Genomic DNA, 17,242 nt, shown 5'->3' with positions numbered 1-17,242 from the left:
CGTTTTTAGGAACCTTTAACATTACTTATCTTCGTTTAAGCCCTTTTCTAACGCTTTCCACGCTAATGTTGCACATTTAATACGTGCTGGGAACTTGCATACGCCTTGTAATGCTTCAATATCTCCTAAATCAACGCTGTCATCATACTCTTTTCCTAGCATCATGTCAGAGAAAATTTTAGAAAGCTGAAGTGCTTCTTCAATTTTCTTTCCTTTTACTGCTTGTGTCATCATTGAAGCTGAAGACATTGAGATTGAACATCCTTCGCCTTCAAACTTCGCCTCTTTTACAATACCTTCTTCTACTTTCATCGTAAGTTGAATACGATCGCCGCAAGTTGGATTGTTCAAGTTAACAGTAACACTATCTTCTAACACGCCATGGTTACGAGGATTTTTGTAATGATCCATAATAACTTGACGATATAACGTATCTAAATTATTAAATGACATTTGTGAAATACTCCTTTGTCTTGATTAGCGATTCAACAAATGTATCAATTTCTTCTTTTGTATTATATAAATAGAAGCTCGCACGTGCTGTTGAAGAAGCTTTTAACCACTTCATAAGCGGCTGTGCACAGTGATGTCCTGCGCGAACCGCAATACCTTCTACATCTAATACCGTTGCTACATCGTGAGGATGTACGTCTTCGATATTAAATGTAACAAGACCAGCGCGATGCTTTGGACCATAAATTGTAACGCCATCTACTTCTGATAGTCTTTCTAAAGCGTATTGCGCTAATTCATGCTCATGCTTTTCAATATTATCAAGACCGATTTCTTCTAAGAAATCAATTGCCGCACCAAGTCCGATTGCATTACCAATAATCGGTGTACCTGCTTCAAACTTCCACGGAAGCTCTTTCCAAGTAGATTCTTGTAAATCTACGAAATCAATCATTTCGCCACCAAATTCAATTGGCTCCATATTGTTCAGCAATTCTTTCTTACCATATAATACGCCGATACCTGTAGGTCCGCACATCTTATGAGCAGATAATGCGTAGAAATCACAGTTTAAATCTTGTACATCTACTTTCATATGAGGTGTACTTTGCGCACCATCAACGACCATGATTGCACCGTTTTGGTGTGCGATTGCTCCGATTTCTTTTACAGGGTTAATCGTTCCAAGTACGTTAGACACATACATGATAGAAACGATTTTTGTATTCGGTGTAATTGTTTGACGAGCATCTTCTATCGAAATTGTCCCATCTGGTTGAAGTGGAAGATATTTTAAAGTTGCGCCTGTTTTCTTCGCAACTTGTTGCCACGGAATGATGTTACTATGGTGCTCCATGTAAGAAATAACGATTTCATCGCCCTCTTTTACATTTTCAAGACCATAGCTAGCCGCTACTGTATTTAATGCAGTTGTCGTTCCGCGCGTGAAAATAATCTCTTCCATTGATTTCGCGTTAATAAACTTGCGAACTTTCTCACGTGCACCTTCATACGCATCGGTAGCTTTCGTACCGAGCGTATGAACACCGCGATGCACGTTAGAATTGTATTCTTTATAATAACGTTCTAACGTTTCAATCACTTGAATTGGTTTTTGAGAAGTTGCTGCACTATCGAAATAAACAAGTTGTTTGCCGTTCACTTTTTGATCAAGAATTGGAAACTGTTTGCGTATTTCATGAATATTCATTAGCGAACTTTCCTTTCAATTACCTCAACAAGCTGTGCTTTTACTCCTTCAATTGGAAGCTCATTTACTACAGGTGCTAAGAATCCATGGATGACTAAACGTTCTGCTTCGCGTTTTGGAATACCACGGCTCATCAAGTAGTATAGTTGTACTGGATCTACGCGACCTACTGAAGCCGCGTGACCTGCCATTACATCATCTTCGTCAATTAAAAGAATTGGGTTCGCATCACCACGAGCTTTTTCGTCTAACATAAGAACGCGAGAAGATTGTTGTGCATTTGATTTAGATGCACCGTGTTCAATCTTACCAATTCCGTTAAAGATAGATGTTGCACTATCTTTTTGTACACCGTGTTTTAAGATGAAACCTTCAGAGTGTTTACCGAAGTGAACAACTTTCGTTGTAAAGTTTTGTGTTTGGTTACCACGGCCAATTGTTACTGTTTTCGTATCAGCAAATGATCCGTCGCCCATTAAGTTCGTAACGTTCTCTGAAATTGTGTTTCCATCATTCATAAGGCCTAGAGCCCAATCAATGCGGCCGTCGCGTCCTACAATGCCGCGGCGGTTAACGTAAGTTGTTACGTCTTTTGCTAATAGATCAACCGCACCGAATTTCACTTGTGCGCCTTGTTCCACGATTACTTCTGCTACGATATTTGCAATACCTTTAGCATTTTCATTTGCAACGTAGTTTTCTACATAAGTTGCAGTACTGTTCGCATCAGCTACGAATAATACGTGGTTATATACGTTAGCTTCTTCGCCGTCTACTAAGAATACAGCTTGAAGTGGAGTTTCAAGAACAACGTTTTTCGGAACATATACGAATGCACCGCCGTTGATTAATGCAGCATGAAGTGCTGTTAAACGATGCTCGTCTACCTTCACACCGTCTTTCATTAAGTACTTTTGTACTAATTCAGCATGCTCAGTTGCAGCTGTTACGATGTCTGTAAAGATAACACCTTTTTCTTTTGCTTCGTCTGCTAAAGAAACGAATGCAGTAGTACCAGTGCGTTGTACTAATACGCTGTTATTTTCATCGATTAAGTTTTTCACTGCTTCTGGAAGTTCAGTTAAAGAACTTACAGACTCTTGCTTAGCAGTTTGACCTTTTCCGATAAAGTCCCATTTATCGATTTTTGTTTTATCAGGCGTTGGCATTGGAAGTTCAGTTGCTTGTGCAAGAGCTTGTAAGCGGAACTCAGTCAACCAAGCAGCTTCGTTTACTTCGCTAGCGCGCTGACGGATTGTTTCTTGATCGAAAGGTAATGTACCGATTGTCATGTTTATGCTCCTCTCTTACGCTTCTTGCTCTGCTGTTTCGTCTTCAATACCTAATTCTTTTTTAATCCAGTCGTAACCTTCAGCTTCTAGACGTTGTGCAAGCTCAGGGCCACCAGATTTAACAATACGACCGTTCATCATAACGTGAACGAAGTCTGGAGTGATGTAGTTTAATAAACGTTGGTAATGCGTAATCATTAGGCAACCGAACTCTTCGCCGCGCATTTCGTTAATACCTTTAGATACAACTTTTAGTGCATCGATATCAAGACCAGAGTCGATCTCATCTAAGATTGCGATTTTTGGCTCGATCATCATTAATTGAAGAATTTCGTTACGTTTTTTCTCACCACCAGAGAAACCTTCATTTAAGTAACGTTGTGCCATTTCTGGATCCATTTCTAGGAATTCCATATTTTTATCTAATTTACGGATAAATTTCATAAGAGAAATTTCATCGCCTTCTTCGCGACGTGCATTAATTGCAGAACGTAAGAAGTCAGCGTTTGTTACTCCGCTAATTTCACTTGGATATTGCATTGCTAGGAATAGACCCGCTTGTGCGCGCTCATCTACTTCCATTTCTAATACATCTTCACCGTCGATGATGATGCTCCCTTCTGTTACTTCATATTTTGGGTGACCCATAATTGCAGAAGATAAAGTTGATTTACCCGTTCCGTTAGGTCCCATAATTGCGTGGATTTCTCCACCTTTTACTTCAAGGTTTACACCTTTTAAAATTTCTTTCCCATCGATTGATACATGTAAGTCTTTAACCGTTAATGTAGAACCAGCCATCTCAATACCTCCATTAATCCTCTATATACATTTTAAAAATTCCTAAAACATTCACATTCTCATTTTATTCTCATTCTAATTTTATATCAAATAAAATAATATCGCAAACGCTGAGAAAATGTAACAATTTTTTCACAAATGTATATAAGTATTTCCCTCACATCCTATTATGATACACCTTTCTTCTTATTTATATAAAGAAAAAAGGGCTGGAAATTTCCTAGCCCCTTTCATGCCTACTCATTTACCGGGAGTACCGCTCCCTTATATTCTTTATTAATAAAATCTTGAATTTCTTTTGAATGTAACACTTCTACTAATTCCTTAATTTCTTTTTTCTTTTCATCGCCTTTACGAACGGCAATAATATTTGCATACGGAGAATCTGATCCTTCAATTGCAATTGCATCTTTTGTAGGATTTAATTTTGCGTCAATTGCATAGTTTGAATTAATGAATAAAGCATCACCTTCATTATTTTCGTATAACTTTGGTGAAAGCCCTGGCTCAACATCTGTTTTAAACTTCAAGTTCTTGGGATTCTCCACAATATCTTTGACTGTCGCCTTAACGATATCTACACCATCTTTCAGTTTAATGACGCCACCTTTTTGCAATAATGCAAGCATACGGCCGCGTTCCGCTACGTTATTACTCATAATAACAGTCCCACCATCCGGAAGGTCTTTTAAACTTTTATATTTTTTAGAATAGATTCCCATTGGCTCTAAATGGATTTTCCCTGCATTTACAATTTTATATCCCTTTTCCTCGATCTCCTTATCTAAATAAGGAATGTGTTGAAAATAGTTGGCATCAATGTCTTTATCGGCTAACGCTTTATTAGGTAACACATAATCTTGGAATGTTTTAATTTTTAGTTTGATTCCTTTTTTCTCTAATATTGGCTGTGCTTTTTCTAAAATAACAGCATGCGGCACATTAGAAGCTCCAACAACCAGTGTACTTTCATCTTTCCCACCGCAAGCTGCTAACGCAAGTGCAAATATTGTTATAAAAACTGATAGTATGATTTTCTTCATATGACGGCACCTTCTTTTTTGTAATTTTCAGAATAAATATCGTATACGGATCTTTTTCTTATCATTCGATTTCTTACTTCCAAAAGGAAAAATAAGAGCTGGCATTTACCAGCCCTTATGAAAAACAATTATTCTTTCACAGGAACAACTGCCCCTTTATATTCTTTATTAATAAAGTCCTCAATCTCTTTAGAATGTAACACTTCTACAAGTGCTTTAATTTCTTTTTTGTCCTTATCACCTTTACGAACCGCAACTACGTTTGCATACGGAGAGTCATTTCCTTCGATCGCAATCGCATCTTTCTCTGGGTTTAATTTTGCGTCAATCGCATAGTTTGAGTTAATTAAAACCGCATCGCCTTCTTTATTGTTATACACTTGTGGCAATAAGCCAGGCTCAATATCTGTTTTAAACTTCAAATTTTTTGGATTTTCCGCAATATCTTTTGTAGTCGCTTTAACAGGGTCTACACCATCTTTAATTTTTAAAACGCCCTCTTTTTGTAAAATCGCTAAACCACGTCCATGGTCGGCAACAGAGTTACTCATAATAATTGTCGCTCCGTTTGGAAGTTCTTTTAAACTTTTATATTTTTGAGAATATACACCGATTGGTTCTAAATGAATTTTCCCTGCCACTTCAAACTTGTAGCCCTTATCTTTAATCTCTTTCTCTAAATACGGAATATGCTGGAAGTAGTTCGCATCTAACTCTTTATCTGCTAAAGATTTATTTGGCAATACATAATCTTGGAATGGTTTGATGTCCAATTGGATACCTTTTTTCTCAAGTAACGGTTTTGCTTTCTCTAAAATCTCAGCGTGTGGTACATTAGAAGCTCCGACAACAAGTTTTTTTTCATCTTTATCTTTCCCACCACAAGCAGCTAGCCCAAAAATTGACGTTGTAATAAGTGCTGTAAGTAATAATTTTTTCATTTGAAACACCCTCCCATTTTAATTATCGTTTATCAATTCGAATTGTTACACGATCACCAATCCACTGAATTAAAAATACAACGAGTAATACACAAATTGTTGCAACGATTGTTACATCGTTATTCCCACGCTGAAATCCTTCTAAATAAGCAAGTGTACCAAGACCACCAGCTCCGACAACACCAGCCATTGCTGTATAGCCTACAAGTGCAATTGTCGTTACTGTAATACCAGAAGTTAACGCTGGTAATGATTCAGGAATCAATACTTTCCAAATAATCGTACTCGTTTTTGCTCCCATTGCTTTTGAGGCTTCAATAACCCCTTTATCAATCTCGCGAAGTGCAATTTCAACCATCCTTGCATAAAACGGTGCCGCTCCAATGATTAAAGCCGGAAGTGCTGCACTTGCTCCAAGAATTGTTCCAAGGAGAATCTTCGTAAATGGAATTAATAAAATAATTAAAATGATAAATGGAATGGAACGAAAGATATTTACAAACGCTCCAATTACAGTATGAATCGCTTTGTTTTCCCACAAGTTATCTTTAGATGTCATAAAGAGTAATAATCCTAAAATAAGGCCAAAAACAAATGTAGCAAGCGCTGCGATTGCCGTCATATATAATGTTTCACCTGTCGCTTCTAGCATTTTACTCCAATCAACGTTCGCTAATAACTTATCCATGTGCAATCACCTCCAGCTCTACTTGTTCTTGATGGATTCCTGCTATCGCTTGCTGGATTGCTGCTTCTGAACCATTTAAGTGCACAATTAAATTCCCGTAAGATCCATTGTTTGTTTGAGCGATATTCCCTTGCAAAACACTTACTTCTAGATCCTCTCGCCTCATTAACCTTTGAAGCACCGGGCGTTCTACAGAATCTCCAATAAACTGTAAACGAATGACTTTTCCATCTGGATATTTTTCTAATAAGCTCTCAATCGTTTCATTTGTATCTTCAGAATCCGTAAGCTGTTGTACAAAACGTTTTGTAATCTCCTGCTGCGGGTCACGGAATACCTCTAGAACAGGACCACTTTCTACAATTTTTCCTTTTTCCATGACCGCAACGCGATTACAAATCTTGCGAATTACATGCATTTCATGTGTAATCAGCACAATTGTTAAGCCAAGTCGTTTATTAATATCTAATAGTAAATCTAAAATTTGATCTGTTGTTTCTGGATCAAGTGCTGATGTCGCTTCATCACATAAGAGCACTTTCGGATTGTTTGCTAATGCTCTTGCAATCCCAACGCGCTGCTTTTGTCCACCGCTCAATTGAGATGGATATGCATCGCCCCTTCCTTCCAATCCAACCAGATGAATCAACTCATCCACACGCTTTTTTCGCTGCTCTTTATCGACACCTGCAATTTCAAGTGGAAAAGCGATATTTTCACGTACAGTTCGTGACCAAAGTAAGTTAAAGTGCTGAAAAATCATTCCGATTTCTTGTCTTGCTTTTCGAAGTTCATTTCCAGTAATTGCTGAAATAACACGATTCGCTATCGTAATCTGTCCAGAAGTTGGTTTCTCTAATTGATTAAATAATCTAATTAAAGAACTTTTACCAGCGCCACTATATCCGATAACACCAAAGATCTCGCCTTTTTCTATTTTTAAATTGGCATCATCTACAGCAGTGACATCACCGCTTTTTGATTTATATATTTTCTTTACGTTTTCCAATAAAATCATGATGTTCACCCCTTTTTGAATTAAAAAGCGCAAGCGGCTTGCTCAGAACAAGAGGACGCCCGAACCCCTGACGTAGAGGCGCTCTTTGCCTCATAGGAAGGGGTGAAACGACCGACTGTTCTAGCCGTTGGAGCTGGATTGCATAAAAAGCGCAAGCGGCTCGTTTAGATTTACTCCACAATTTTTTATTTTTCATGCAAGAAATCTATCGCTATCGCTCCTCTTATTATTCGAATGTCCTCCTCATTCAAACAACAAAAAAACCTTTCTGCTTTTAGAATGAGCAGAAAGGTTTATATGCGTATATCAACATGATCCCTTCCTCTCATCTCTCAAAGCATTTGCTTTGCAGGAATTGGCACCATTTCAATATAAAAATTGACGGTTGCCGGGCTTCATAGGGCTCAGTCCCTCCACCTCTCTTGATAAGAGAAATCAGATTTAATTTTCGTCTGATTTAAAATTTATGAAATTGTCTATATTTTATGAACTAAATTGTATCAACATACATCCACTATGTCAACAAAAAAATTCTTAAAAAACGAAACTTCAGACTATTAAGCACCTACTGGCATTGGCTTACATATATGAAATACAGATTCTAATAATAACATCGTACGATACGTTCCGTTATATTGCACACGTCCGCTGTGTAATAGTGTTTGCAACCGAACCTTTCCAGTAACTAATCGTCTTAAATCTTCTTCCTGAAAACAAATAAGTTGCTCCGTTCCCTGTGTCTCTTTCAAAAGCTGTATATACTCTCTTGAAATTTGAAGTGAGCAATACTCATCTCCAAAACGAAAATTAATCGTTTTTTCTCCTTGCCGAAGAAGCGGTTCTAGATGATATTGGCTATTAGCATACGTTACAAATGATTGAAGCAACGAATATAATCCCATTCTAGTCACATCCTTCATCTCACTTTCTACTAATACCATTCCATCTTCCCAAACAGCAATCCTGTTACTTTCTCTCGACAAATAACGTATCCCTTCTATCGTTCAGGCATATTTCCCAAGAAATATGTCGAGGCGGCAAAAACTTTGCCGCCTACTGTAATTCTGTATATAAATATTCCACCGAATGAAATGCATATATTTTCTTCACAAGTGTTCCAAGCTCAAATATGAGTAAACAAGGTACACTTTCTATCTCATACTCTCGCGCTAAATGTGGCGCATAGTTTAAATCCAGCATTCCTATTTCCAACTCAGATATAGTCGCTTCTACCACTGTTAACATCTTCTTTGCTAATTGACATGTTCCACACATTGGTGTATATACATATAACACTGTTTTTTCTTGGTCTGCTATTAGAGCTGTAGCTTCAGCACTTGTCCAGTCAATCACTTCTATCATTCCTTACCGTAAATATTCTGTATAAACGTCAATGTCAGCTCCCCATAATACGTTCGCTAAATGATTAGAAGGAGCAGTCGCCACTTCACGGTACGAACGATCGATGTAAATATGCTCGGCCTGCGGGAATTCTTTTCGAAATTGTTTTCTAAGTTTTTCACCTGCAGCATCAGCATCCACTAGCACATATACTTCTTTATCAAAAAACTGATCAATGAGCTCATCCATTTTCGACAAACCAATTGTACCATTTGTACAAACAATTTCCACTGGTTCACGAATAATAGATTCAATCTTTCTTCTATCTGATTTTCCTTCGACAATAATGACTTTCTCTACATAGACCATATGTCATCACCCGATCACCATATACTATAAAACAACCTTACTTTAGTATATAGTATATTCGATATTTTCATGTTGTTTCCTGTTTATTTTTGCAAAGAAAAGCGGGGCGGCTCGCTCAGAATGTGAGGGGGATGGAGCTTCTGGCGTAGAGGCGCTCTTTCGTTCCACAATACAAAACAAAAAGGACAGCACACAGGCTATCCTTTTTGTTGACTAGAATTAGTCTTGGTTTGTCATTTCTGCATATTTTTCTGCAGATAATAACTTTTCTAATTGGCTTTCATCAGAAAGTTCAATTTTAACCATCCATGCACCTTCGTACGGAGATTCGTTAACAAGCTCCGGTTGGTCACTTAATTCTTCGTTTACTGCTACAACTTTACCACTTACAGGTGCGTATAATTCAGAAACTGTTTTAACAGATTCTACGCTTCCGAATGGCTCGTCAGCTTCAAGTGTTGCACCTACTTCAGGAAGTTCAACGAATACGATATCGCCTAACTCGCTTTGTGCAAAATGAGTAATACCGATAACAACTTGGTTGCCTTCAGCTTTTACCCATTCGTGTTCTTCAGAGTAACGTAAATGATTTGGAATGCTCATGACTGTACCTCCAGTGAATGTATTAATTATGTAAAAATACCTTATTGGTACTTTTTCCACACACTTTCAAACTGCTCTTCGTTAAAACCAAGTGTTACATTCGTGCCATCTGTTACGAGTGGACGTTTAATCAACATGCCATCAGATGCTAAAAGTTCGAACATTTCGTCCTCACTTGCTTCCTTTAACTTATCTTTTAAGCCAAGTTCACGGTAACGCATTCCACTTGTATTAAAGAATTTTTTTAATGGCAATTCACTTTTCGCATGTAAATTACGCAAATCTTCTTTTGACGGTGGATTTTCAACAATATGAATCATTTCATATGCTACATCGTTTGCCTCAAACCATTTTTTCGCTTTTTGACATGTGCCACACTTTGGATATGAATAAAATGTTACTGTCATAAATTCACCTACTTTTTGCTAACCTTTATCTTTATCATATAGAAAACGTTTTATTATTTCAAACGATTCTTTTCTAAACTTTGACTTATTTCGTCACAATTTTCGTTTGTCCTGCAAATTTTCCTTATTTTCCGCCATTTCTATATATAAAATTTTTTTCCTCTCATTTCGTTTTCATATAAAAATCGAACATATATATTAAACAAACGTTTGATTAGTAGATTAGCTACTCCAAAAGCGAACATACGTCTTAAACAAACGTTTATTTAAAAAGAAAAAAATAAGAAGCCCTCTACAAAGGCTCCTCATTATCTATTCAAATAATCTGCAATTGTTTGAAATACTACGATATACATATTATGAATACTTTCGTCTGCATTACCACCGTTCGTTAAACCAATTCCCCATTGTTGTCCTTCGCCACTTCCAATATTTGCGAAACCTTGCGTGTACATAGCATTTGCATCTTTCGGCGCGTTATTATACTCCATATTCTTTTTAAGAAAAATCGAATACGATTTATCTTGTAAGCCAATAAAAAACACTGGTTTCTTTAACGATAAAAACAAGTCTTTATATTGCTCTTTCGACGCTTCTTGAAAGTACTCTTTCATTATAAGAAAACCATCTACTTCTCCGGATTTCTTTTTCATTTCGTTTAATTTTATGTTTTCAAACTTTATATTTCTAAACGTATCTTTCGGATTTTCACCAACAACTCCAATTACGAGTGCTCTCCCGTTATATTCTAATTTCTCTCCTTCTTTATCCTTTGCACATCCAGCACCCACTAGACATAACAATATAAAAACGAAAAAATAAAAGAAACGCTTCATTTAGCACCCTCCCCTTCTTAAGTCAAGTGACAAAAATGTAAGGTGAATTCAAGAAAATGTAAGTAAAATCGATAGCTCATTTAGAGTTTCTATATTATAATCAACTGGGTTTACTTACATTACTAAATACTAGGAGATACTCATGAAAAAATATAAATTTTCATCTTTTGTTCCATTAAGTTATATACTTCTACTCGTACTCGTAAGTCCCCTGTACGATGTATTAAATAAATCTATTGTTCACGCTGTAAACGTTACAACTGTAGTAGATGATTGGATTCCGTTTGTAAAAGCATTTATTATTCCTTATTTGCTGTGGTTTCCATACTTATACGGTGCACTTATTTATTACTGCTTTGCTGATCGAAAGCAATATTATGTCACTTTAAGTAGTGTAATTCTTGGAAAGCTTGCTTGTTTTTCTATTTATTACTTTTGGCAAACGACTGTACCGCGTCCAACCGTCGTTGGAACAGACGTATTTTCTGAACTAGTTCGCTATATTTATAGTATTGATCAACCCGTAAACTGTTTCCCTAGCATTCATGTGCTTACAACATTTGTCATTATGTTAGCTGCCTTTAAACGACGAGAACAACATGTTTTTGAATATTATATTCTTACTTTCTTTGGTACACTCATCATTTTATCAACGCTATTTACGAAGCAGCATGCATTCGTAGATGCCGTTTCTGGAATAACGCTAGCAAGCATACTATATTTTGGTATTCAGCTAGTATTAGTAAAAGAGACGGTGACAGTACCGGTAAAACAAAATCATAAAATGTAAACAAAAAAGCAGACTGTAGCTTCTTCAGTCTGCTTTTATCTATTGTAAAGGAGATTTTCAAGTGCAATATGTTGTTTGGCGATTAAGATTGTGGCACAGTCATATCGCCTGAATGAATGCGACCTGCTTTTTTTAGTGCGATGTAAATGATATAAGAAACAGCTACTGGAATTACGATGTAAGTGATAACCATCGCTGGAATAACACCGAATCCTTGGCTGGAAATTAAATTAATTGGTGCAATCAGAGAACTTAATCCAAGACCTGCGATTTCTTTACCTGCTTCCAGATGGAAGATAAGGGCAGATACAGGGCCCACAATGGCGCTGGCGACGACAGTTGGGACGAGAATCATTGGATTTTTAGTAATGTTCGGCAGTTGTACTTTCGGAGTACAAAGTGCTTGTGCTAAAATACCACCTAAATTGTTTTCTTTTGCGGAGATAACAGAGAATCCAATAAATTGAGCGACGCATCCTGCAAGTGCTGCACCGCCTGCAACGCCGTCTAGGCTAAGTGCAATCGCTAAAGCTGCTGATGACGCTGGTGAGATTAGTAACAGTCCCCAAACAACCGCAAGTACGATAGAAGCAATAAATGGACTACCAGCTGAACTATCTTTAATAAATGCACCAACTGTATTTAAAACAGGACTAATATTTTGAGGTAACCAAATGCCGACTATACCAGAACCTAATATTGCTGCAAATGGAACAAGCATCATATCTAAAGCTGTTTTTCCGCTTAATCGTTTACCGATATAAACTGCTAAAGTTGCAGTTAAAAGTGCACCGATTGGTTCACCAGTTTTAATGATTAGACCAGCTTCAGTAATCGAAATGGATCCTGCTCCAATCGCTCCGGCAACCATCGCTGAGAAAATAACAAGTCCGTTTGCTCCAAGCATGAAAGCAATTCCTGCTCCAATTGCTGGCGCCATCAATGATTTTGCAACAACTCCAATTGTAATTAACATCGGAATATCAACGATTCTTCCTATATTTTCGATAAGTAAACCAATTCCAAGGGATACGAAAATACCTTGTGCTATTCCGGCAGAACCTTTAAAAACACGAGACATTATATATTCCTTCATCTGTTTCACCTTCTCCTAGTTTAGTAACCGATTGTTTTCATATAGTCACGTAAAATATCATTTGATTGTGCAAATCGGCCTTCTTCAGCTTCTGTTAAGTTTAGTTCAACGACTTCTTTCACACCATCTCTTGTAATGATTGCTGGTACACCTGTGCAAATATCATATTCACCATACTCACCATCTAAAATGGCTGAAACAGCAATTACACGGTGATCATCATTAAAGATTGAGCGTGCGATATAAGCTAGTGAGTTACCAATGCCATAATAAGTAGTTCCTTTACGTTTATAAATTTCCCAACCAGCTTTTGCAGTTTTTTCTACAATTTCATCTAAATTAATTTCGCCAAAACGCTCTTTTTGTTCATCTAAAATTTGCAGGAATGGTTTACCGCCGACTGTAACATGAGACCAAGCAACCATTTGTGAATCGCCATGCTCACCTAATGAGTAACCGTCAATACTACGAGGATCCACTTCAAGCATTTCAGATAAAATTGTTCTTAAACGTGAAGAGTCTAAAGATGTTCCTGTACCAAGCACACGCTTTCTTGGTAATCCAGACAATTTCCAAACTTGATAAGTAATAATATCAACTGGGTTTGATGCGATTAAGAAAATGCCATCAAATCCACTTTCCATTACACCTGCTACAACACTTTCCATAATATTTGCGCTTGCTCCTAGAGTATCCAAACGACTTTGTCCTGGTTTTGGGGCTGGACCTGCTGTAATAATTACAATGTCCATACCTTTGCAGTCTTCATAACTACCTGCATATACTTTTGTTCTTGTATTTGTAAAATTAATGCAGTGTGATAAATCCATCGCTTCTCCAACTGCACGTTCATGATTTATATCAATTAATACTAACTCTTCGCAGACGCCTTGATTCACAATTGAATACGCACAGCTTGATCCTACTAATCCAGTACCAATAATTGCGATTTTTCTTGTGTTTTTATTCATCAGAATCTCTCCTAAGTCATTATGTAATATTTGTTCTTTACACTCTTCATTATAGAGATTCTCACTATAGAAACCATGGATACTTTGTGAAACACGCTACTCTGTTTTCGTCATATTTGTTACAACTGGAAAAATATTTTATACATCTTTATTGACATATATATAAATAAAAAAGCGAATGAATATCAGATGATAATTCACTCGCTTTTTTTATTCATTACTGTGCGCTTAATTGACTTTTCGTTTGCTGAATAACCGCTGGATTTGCAGGAGCAGCTGGTTTATAATGCCCTTTTTGCAATGCATATTTATATACATTACGTTGTCTCATCTCATCCTGGTTTCGAATGTGAATCAGTGTTTGATGTAACTGTTCGTTATTTGACTCTGCTATGTAATTCGCATAACTAGTCAAACTAGCATTTAGTTCCGATAAATAATCGTTTACCATATCTTTTTCATTCATAATCGATACCCTCCTAGCCTAAAAAGGACATTAATTGTTGTTTTGTATTTCTTGCCGCTTGTGCATCTTGCTGCAGCATTTGCTTCAATTGAGGATCTGTACACTGCTGTGCATACTGGTCTAATTTGTTCGCAACTGTCGCATGTCCCCCAATAAGATGACGTAAATTTTCAAGCTCAAGCTCTGTTAAATTTGGCATAATAATTCCCTTCCTTTCTTTGGTCATTCATCATTTAGTATTTATTTATTTTTGGATTATATGCACGAAAAACCTTAGAATCTCTTCTAAGGTTTTTCTCAAATCCTCATAAAAAACAATTCAACATTCCGATTAATGTTTCATTACATAACATCCGAACATATAAATAAACACTAATGATAGTAATGCTTCAAAAAATAAATGATTAACGTCGGAGCCAAATCGCTCCCGCAGAATAATCTTCTGCTTGACCAACCACCTGAAACTTTAGCCCTAAATTTGGAATATTACGACCTGCATCTGGAATTATACTATTATTATATCTCTTGGAATCATCAAACACCGCTACACCCGGTAATGCCTGATAATTAAATACACCATACCCACTTTGAAGTTGCCATGGTCGTGTTTGTTCCAGAGAAAAAGCTGCATCTGCAATTTGGTAGTTTGTTTTGGCAACAACTGATTTTCCAGATGTAGTCCCAACAATTGCTTCAGGGTGAGAATCTACCACACCTAGAAATCCATCACCCGGATGCTTTCCAACCCAATTATCTGTGAAACTATCATCTGCATACCATACAACCAATCCTTTATTGTATATAGCTCCCTTGCTAGCTTTTAATCCCTTATCTGCTCCTGAATAGTTTCTCCATTCTAAATAATAATTATGTTTTTTCTTTTCAAAACCGTTAGAAATAACAAATCCATTTAAAATACATTTTGAATCTCCTTCGGCATCATCAAAGAAAACAATCTGATTATCCACAGATAATCTTAAATTATCAAATCTAAAACCATTCATTGTCTGTTCACTATCTGTTATATACTCAAACTGTAACTTTACTTTTTGTCCTTTAAATTGATTTAAGTCATAAGACTTGTCAATCCACGTATTGTTTGTTGTGTCTTTACCATCTACAACGTCTTTGTTACCAATTTTATCAATTAATGCTTTCCTTCCATCTTTCGTTATTACGTATACATTTAAAAAATCATAGTTAGTTTCAATTTCATAGAATGTTTTATAGTCAAATTTTATACTTGTTGCCTTTGTTAAATCAAATAGGGGTGTTTCTAATGTAGTATGCAAATCGTTACCTTTCATACTATAATAGTATTTTTTACCAAATTTAGGTAGTGTGTTTTCTACATCTTTATCTGGTAAATTTATACGTATAAGGCCTGGACGAACTGACTTTGTAACACTTTGATCTAAATAGGTTGCATAACCAATTCCTTTTTTCAGGTTATCATAATCTATTTCAATAATATTTGCCCAGTTCCCCCCCATATTCTTTTGAAGAAATTCCTTATTTTGAGGTGAAAAACTAGTAGGTTCTGTACCCGCAACACGTCCAGTCCAACTTCCACCACTCATAAGAGACCAAGCTTCCACTGGTGATCCATTTCCTGTGTAATTTGTATCATACTCATCTGGTAGTCCTAAATCATGACCAAACTCATGTGCAAATACCCCAACAGCCCCGTCTTCTGGTTCTATTGTATAATCATAGGCTGCTACAGCGCCACCCCAGTAAGGAGCAGCTGTCTTTGTACCTTCAATTGCATAGGGCATTATATCTAAGTTAGAGCGGTGTGACCATATAGCATTATCACCCAGTTTCCCCCCACCAGCTTCTTGTCCAACACCTGCGTGTATTACCATTAAATGATCAATTACACCATCCGGTTCATTTAGATTTCCATCTCCATTCATGTCATAGCGATCATATTGGTCAAACTGTGATAAATCTAATCCTTTTTCTGCCGCTACTTTCAAAGCTTCTTTTACAAGATCACGCGGACCTAAAGGCCCTTTATTATCACGCCCATTCTTGTCATCGGCCCCATAATCTGCAGCTTTCCCTGGAACTGTAAGCCATTCTGTTACATATCCCTCAATGTCATAACTTCCACCAGATTGCTCTTGATAATATTGCTTAAACGTTTGCACTTTTGCATTATTGTATAAAGTATATGGCTCATTTCCAAATAACATCTTTTGATAATGCTCCCTACTAAAATCCTGTGAATACATATATCCTGCTTTTTGATCAATGTTATTATGCTTAAAATCATTAAATTCAACAAGTAATACAAGTACTTTATCAGTACGAACTGGGCCATTATATGCCGCCTGCTTTGCAGGAGCCGTAGGAACTTGTTTATTCATGTTTTTCTTACTAGTAGGTGGTACCGGAAGAGGTCTTTCATTTTTTATTTTTTGCTGCATTTTCTTTTTTTCATTCATAGTCACTTCTTTTTCTTTTTTTATAAAATCAGATACCTTCTCTGAATAGTTATAAGAAATGCTTTCCTTCCTTAGCGATTCGCCTCTTTTTTTATCTATGTAATTCTCAACTACTTTGGCTGTTTCTTCTTTGGAAGCATTTTCATTAATTATCCCTCGTTCTTTTAATGCCTCTCCTAATCGATCTTCATTAATTACATTATCATCCATTTGAATTGTTGATAATGTTTTGTATACTTGATCTGACTTTTCAGCATAAGTTACATGTGATTGTGTTATCAATATAAATGTGCAACTTAACATTAGTGTAAATGTTAACGATAAAAAAACCTTAATTATTTTTCGGAAATTCACTTTATTATCTCCCTAGTCTCTATTAATTTATTACATAAAAAAACTGTGTTAAAACCCATGTCTAAGGACATGGGTTTTAACATTTGCATCTTCGGTTATATTCCATATTC

Annotated in this window: 20 protein-coding genes and 1 riboswitch; of the genes, 1 reads left to right on the top strand and 19 read right to left on the bottom strand. The window is 36.6% G+C overall.

Annotated elements, in window-relative coordinates; all coding sequences use genetic code 11:
- Window positions 1-21 precede the first annotated feature (21 nt).
- From sufU to LOK41_RS18255, 14 genes are all read right to left on the bottom strand, one after another.
- A complete protein-coding gene (gene sufU / locus LOK41_RS18320; RefSeq protein WP_000009522.1) occupies window positions 22-453 on the bottom strand; it encodes a Fe-S cluster assembly sulfur transfer protein SufU in 432 nt (143 codons plus the stop codon).
- Window positions 443-1,663 carry a cysteine desulfurase SufS gene (gene sufS / locus LOK41_RS18315; protein WP_174102388.1) on the bottom strand — a complete coding sequence of 407 codons (1,221 nt, stop codon included), beginning with the start codon at window positions 1,661-1,663 and terminating at the stop codon, window positions 443-445. Before sufS ends, sufU begins: the two co-directional genes overlap by 11 nt.
- Window positions 1,663-2,955, bottom strand: coding sequence for a Fe-S cluster assembly protein SufD (gene sufD, locus LOK41_RS18310; protein ID WP_241817734.1), 1,293 nt, complete (start codon window positions 2,953-2,955; stop codon window positions 1,663-1,665). Before sufD ends, sufS begins: the two co-directional genes overlap by 1 nt.
- Before the next feature lie 15 nt (window positions 2,956-2,970).
- Window positions 2,971-3,756, bottom strand: coding sequence for a Fe-S cluster assembly ATPase SufC (sufC, locus tag LOK41_RS18305; RefSeq protein ID WP_017153244.1), 786 nt, complete (start codon window positions 3,754-3,756; stop codon window positions 2,971-2,973).
- A gap of 236 nt (window positions 3,757-3,992) precedes the next feature.
- The gene (gene metQ / locus LOK41_RS18300; protein ID WP_241817733.1) at window positions 3,993-4,799 is read right to left on the bottom strand and encodes a methionine ABC transporter substrate-binding lipoprotein MetQ; all 807 of its coding nucleotides are present in this window, start codon (window positions 4,797-4,799) and stop codon (window positions 3,993-3,995) included.
- Window positions 4,800-4,927: 128 nt separating this feature from the next.
- The gene (gene metQ / locus LOK41_RS18295) at window positions 4,928-5,740 is read right to left on the bottom strand and encodes a methionine ABC transporter substrate-binding lipoprotein MetQ (protein WP_241817732.1); all 813 of its coding nucleotides are present in this window, start codon (window positions 5,738-5,740) and stop codon (window positions 4,928-4,930) included.
- A gap of 22 nt (window positions 5,741-5,762) precedes the next feature.
- On the bottom strand, window positions 5,763-6,428 hold the full coding sequence (locus tag LOK41_RS18290; RefSeq protein ID WP_241817731.1) for a methionine ABC transporter permease: 666 nt from the start codon (window positions 6,426-6,428) through the stop codon (window positions 5,763-5,765).
- Window positions 6,421-7,446 (bottom strand): methionine ABC transporter ATP-binding protein, encoded by a 1,026-nt coding sequence (locus tag LOK41_RS18285; RefSeq protein WP_241817730.1) that lies wholly within the window; start codon window positions 7,444-7,446, stop codon window positions 6,421-6,423. The genes LOK41_RS18290 and LOK41_RS18285 overlap by 8 nt, the downstream gene beginning before the upstream one ends.
- Window positions 7,447-7,768: 322 nt before the next feature.
- A riboswitch (SAM riboswitch) is annotated at window positions 7,769-7,878 on the bottom strand.
- Window positions 7,879-8,003: 125 nt separating this feature from the next.
- On the bottom strand, window positions 8,004-8,348 hold the full coding sequence (locus LOK41_RS18280; RefSeq protein WP_241817766.1) for a hypothetical protein: 345 nt from the start codon (window positions 8,346-8,348) through the stop codon (window positions 8,004-8,006).
- 151 nt (window positions 8,349-8,499) lie between these two features.
- Complete coding sequence (locus tag LOK41_RS18275; RefSeq protein ID WP_241817729.1) at window positions 8,500-8,808, bottom strand: thioredoxin family protein; 309 nt, start codon at window positions 8,806-8,808, stop codon at window positions 8,500-8,502.
- A gap of 3 nt (window positions 8,809-8,811) precedes the next feature.
- Complete coding sequence (locus LOK41_RS18270) at window positions 8,812-9,156, bottom strand: toprim domain-containing protein (protein WP_000263236.1); 345 nt, start codon at window positions 9,154-9,156, stop codon at window positions 8,812-8,814.
- Window positions 9,157-9,375: 219 nt separating this feature from the next.
- A complete protein-coding gene (gene gcvH / locus LOK41_RS18265; RefSeq protein ID WP_174102381.1) occupies window positions 9,376-9,759 on the bottom strand; it encodes a glycine cleavage system protein GcvH in 384 nt (127 codons plus the stop codon).
- A 41-nt stretch (window positions 9,760-9,800) separates the two neighbouring features.
- Window positions 9,801-10,166: an arsenate reductase family protein gene (locus LOK41_RS18260; protein WP_241817728.1), complete on the bottom strand. Its 366-nt coding sequence runs from the start codon at window positions 10,164-10,166 to the stop codon at window positions 9,801-9,803.
- A 308-nt stretch (window positions 10,167-10,474) separates the two neighbouring features.
- On the bottom strand, window positions 10,475-11,002 hold the full coding sequence (locus LOK41_RS18255) for a hypothetical protein (RefSeq protein WP_174102379.1): 528 nt from the start codon (window positions 11,000-11,002) through the stop codon (window positions 10,475-10,477).
- 142 nt (window positions 11,003-11,144) lie between these two features.
- Here LOK41_RS18255 and LOK41_RS18250 point away from each other — a divergent pair, with 142 nt between their 5' ends.
- The gene (locus LOK41_RS18250) at window positions 11,145-11,792 is read left to right on the top strand and encodes a phosphatase PAP2 family protein (RefSeq protein WP_241817727.1); all 648 of its coding nucleotides are present in this window, start codon (window positions 11,145-11,147) and stop codon (window positions 11,790-11,792) included.
- Between the two features lie 82 nt (window positions 11,793-11,874).
- Here the strand turns inward: LOK41_RS18250 and LOK41_RS18245 are convergent, their stop codons facing one another.
- The 5 genes from LOK41_RS18245 to LOK41_RS18225 all read right to left on the bottom strand — a co-directional run bounded on the left by LOK41_RS18245 (window position 11,875) and on the right by LOK41_RS18225 (window position 17,081).
- Complete coding sequence (locus LOK41_RS18245) at window positions 11,875-12,888, bottom strand: PTS sugar transporter subunit IIC (RefSeq protein WP_241817726.1); 1,014 nt, start codon at window positions 12,886-12,888, stop codon at window positions 11,875-11,877.
- Window positions 12,889-12,908: 20 nt separating this feature from the next.
- Window positions 12,909-13,859, bottom strand: a complete 951-nt coding sequence (locus LOK41_RS18240; RefSeq protein WP_481748823.1) for an L-lactate dehydrogenase — start codon at window positions 13,857-13,859, stop codon at window positions 12,909-12,911.
- A 217-nt stretch (window positions 13,860-14,076) separates the two neighbouring features.
- Window positions 14,077-14,325, bottom strand: coding sequence for a spore coat protein (locus LOK41_RS18235; RefSeq protein WP_174102375.1), 249 nt, complete (start codon window positions 14,323-14,325; stop codon window positions 14,077-14,079).
- A 13-nt stretch (window positions 14,326-14,338) separates the two neighbouring features.
- Window positions 14,339-14,524 carry a hypothetical protein gene (locus tag LOK41_RS18230; RefSeq protein WP_006096499.1) on the bottom strand — a complete coding sequence of 62 codons (186 nt, stop codon included), beginning with the start codon at window positions 14,522-14,524 and terminating at the stop codon, window positions 14,339-14,341.
- 205 nt (window positions 14,525-14,729) lie between these two features.
- Window positions 14,730-17,081, bottom strand: coding sequence for an immune inhibitor A domain-containing protein (locus LOK41_RS18225; RefSeq protein ID WP_241817725.1), 2,352 nt, complete (start codon window positions 17,079-17,081; stop codon window positions 14,730-14,732).
- Window positions 17,082-17,242 lie beyond the last annotated feature (161 nt).

Source organism: Bacillus sp. TL12 (assembly GCF_022625245.1).
Lineage (GTDB): Bacteria > Bacillota > Bacilli > Bacillales > Bacillaceae_G > Bacillus_A.
Note: the sequence above shows the minus strand (reverse complement) of the source record. Positions and strands in the feature narration are given on the sequence as shown.

Bases quoted from the DNA above. Each gene is read 5' to 3' on its own strand.
- metQ (WP_241817732.1), bottom strand. From the start codon at position 5,740: ATGAAAAAATTATTACTTACAGCACTTATTACAACGTCAATTTTTGGG.
- LOK41_RS18230 (WP_006096499.1), bottom strand. From the start codon at position 14,524: ATGCCAAATTTAACAGAGCTTGAGCTTGAAAATTTACGTCATCTTATT.
- LOK41_RS18290 (WP_241817731.1), bottom strand. From the start codon at position 6,428: ATGGATAAGTTATTAGCGAACGTTGATTGGAGTAAAATGCTAGAAGCG.
- sufC (WP_017153244.1), bottom strand. From the start codon at position 3,756: ATGGCTGGTTCTACATTAACGGTTAAAGACTTACATGTATCAATCGAT.
- sufD (WP_241817734.1), bottom strand. From the start codon at position 2,955: ATGACAATCGGTACATTACCTTTCGATCAAGAAACAATCCGTCAGCGC.
- sufU (WP_000009522.1), bottom strand. From the start codon at position 453: ATGTCATTTAATAATTTAGATACGTTATATCGTCAAGTTATTATGGAT.
- LOK41_RS18275 (WP_241817729.1), bottom strand. From the start codon at position 8,808: ATGATAGAAGTGATTGACTGGACAAGTGCTGAAGCTACAGCTCTAATA.
- LOK41_RS18270 (WP_000263236.1), bottom strand. From the start codon at position 9,156: ATGGTCTATGTAGAGAAAGTCATTATTGTCGAAGGAAAATCAGATAGA.
- LOK41_RS18235 (WP_174102375.1), bottom strand. From the start codon at position 14,325: ATGAATGAAAAAGATATGGTAAACGATTATTTATCGGAACTAAATGCT.
- LOK41_RS18250 (WP_241817727.1), top strand. From the start codon at position 11,145: ATGAAAAAATATAAATTTTCATCTTTTGTTCCATTAAGTTATATACTT.
- metQ (WP_241817733.1), bottom strand. From the start codon at position 4,799: ATGAAGAAAATCATACTATCAGTTTTTATAACAATATTTGCACTTGCG.
- LOK41_RS18260 (WP_241817728.1), bottom strand. From the start codon at position 10,166: ATGACAGTAACATTTTATTCATATCCAAAGTGTGGCACATGTCAAAAA.
- LOK41_RS18245 (WP_241817726.1), bottom strand. From the start codon at position 12,888: ATGAAGGAATATATAATGTCTCGTGTTTTTAAAGGTTCTGCCGGAATA.
- LOK41_RS18225 (WP_241817725.1), bottom strand. From the start codon at position 17,081: ATGTTAAGTTGCACATTTATATTGATAACACAATCACATGTAACTTAT.
- LOK41_RS18280 (WP_241817766.1), bottom strand. From the start codon at position 8,348: ATGGGATTATATTCGTTGCTTCAATCATTTGTAACGTATGCTAATAGC.
- sufS (WP_174102388.1), bottom strand. From the start codon at position 1,663: ATGAATATTCATGAAATACGCAAACAGTTTCCAATTCTTGATCAAAAA.
- gcvH (WP_174102381.1), bottom strand. From the start codon at position 9,759: ATGAGCATTCCAAATCATTTACGTTACTCTGAAGAACACGAATGGGTA.
- LOK41_RS18285 (WP_241817730.1), bottom strand. From the start codon at position 7,446: ATGATTTTATTGGAAAACGTAAAGAAAATATATAAATCAAAAAGCGGT.
- LOK41_RS18255 (WP_174102379.1), bottom strand. From the start codon at position 11,002: ATGAAGCGTTTCTTTTATTTTTTCGTTTTTATATTGTTATGTCTAGTG.
- LOK41_RS18240 (WP_481748823.1), bottom strand. From the start codon at position 13,859: ATGAATAAAAACACAAGAAAAATCGCAATTATTGGTACTGGATTAGTA.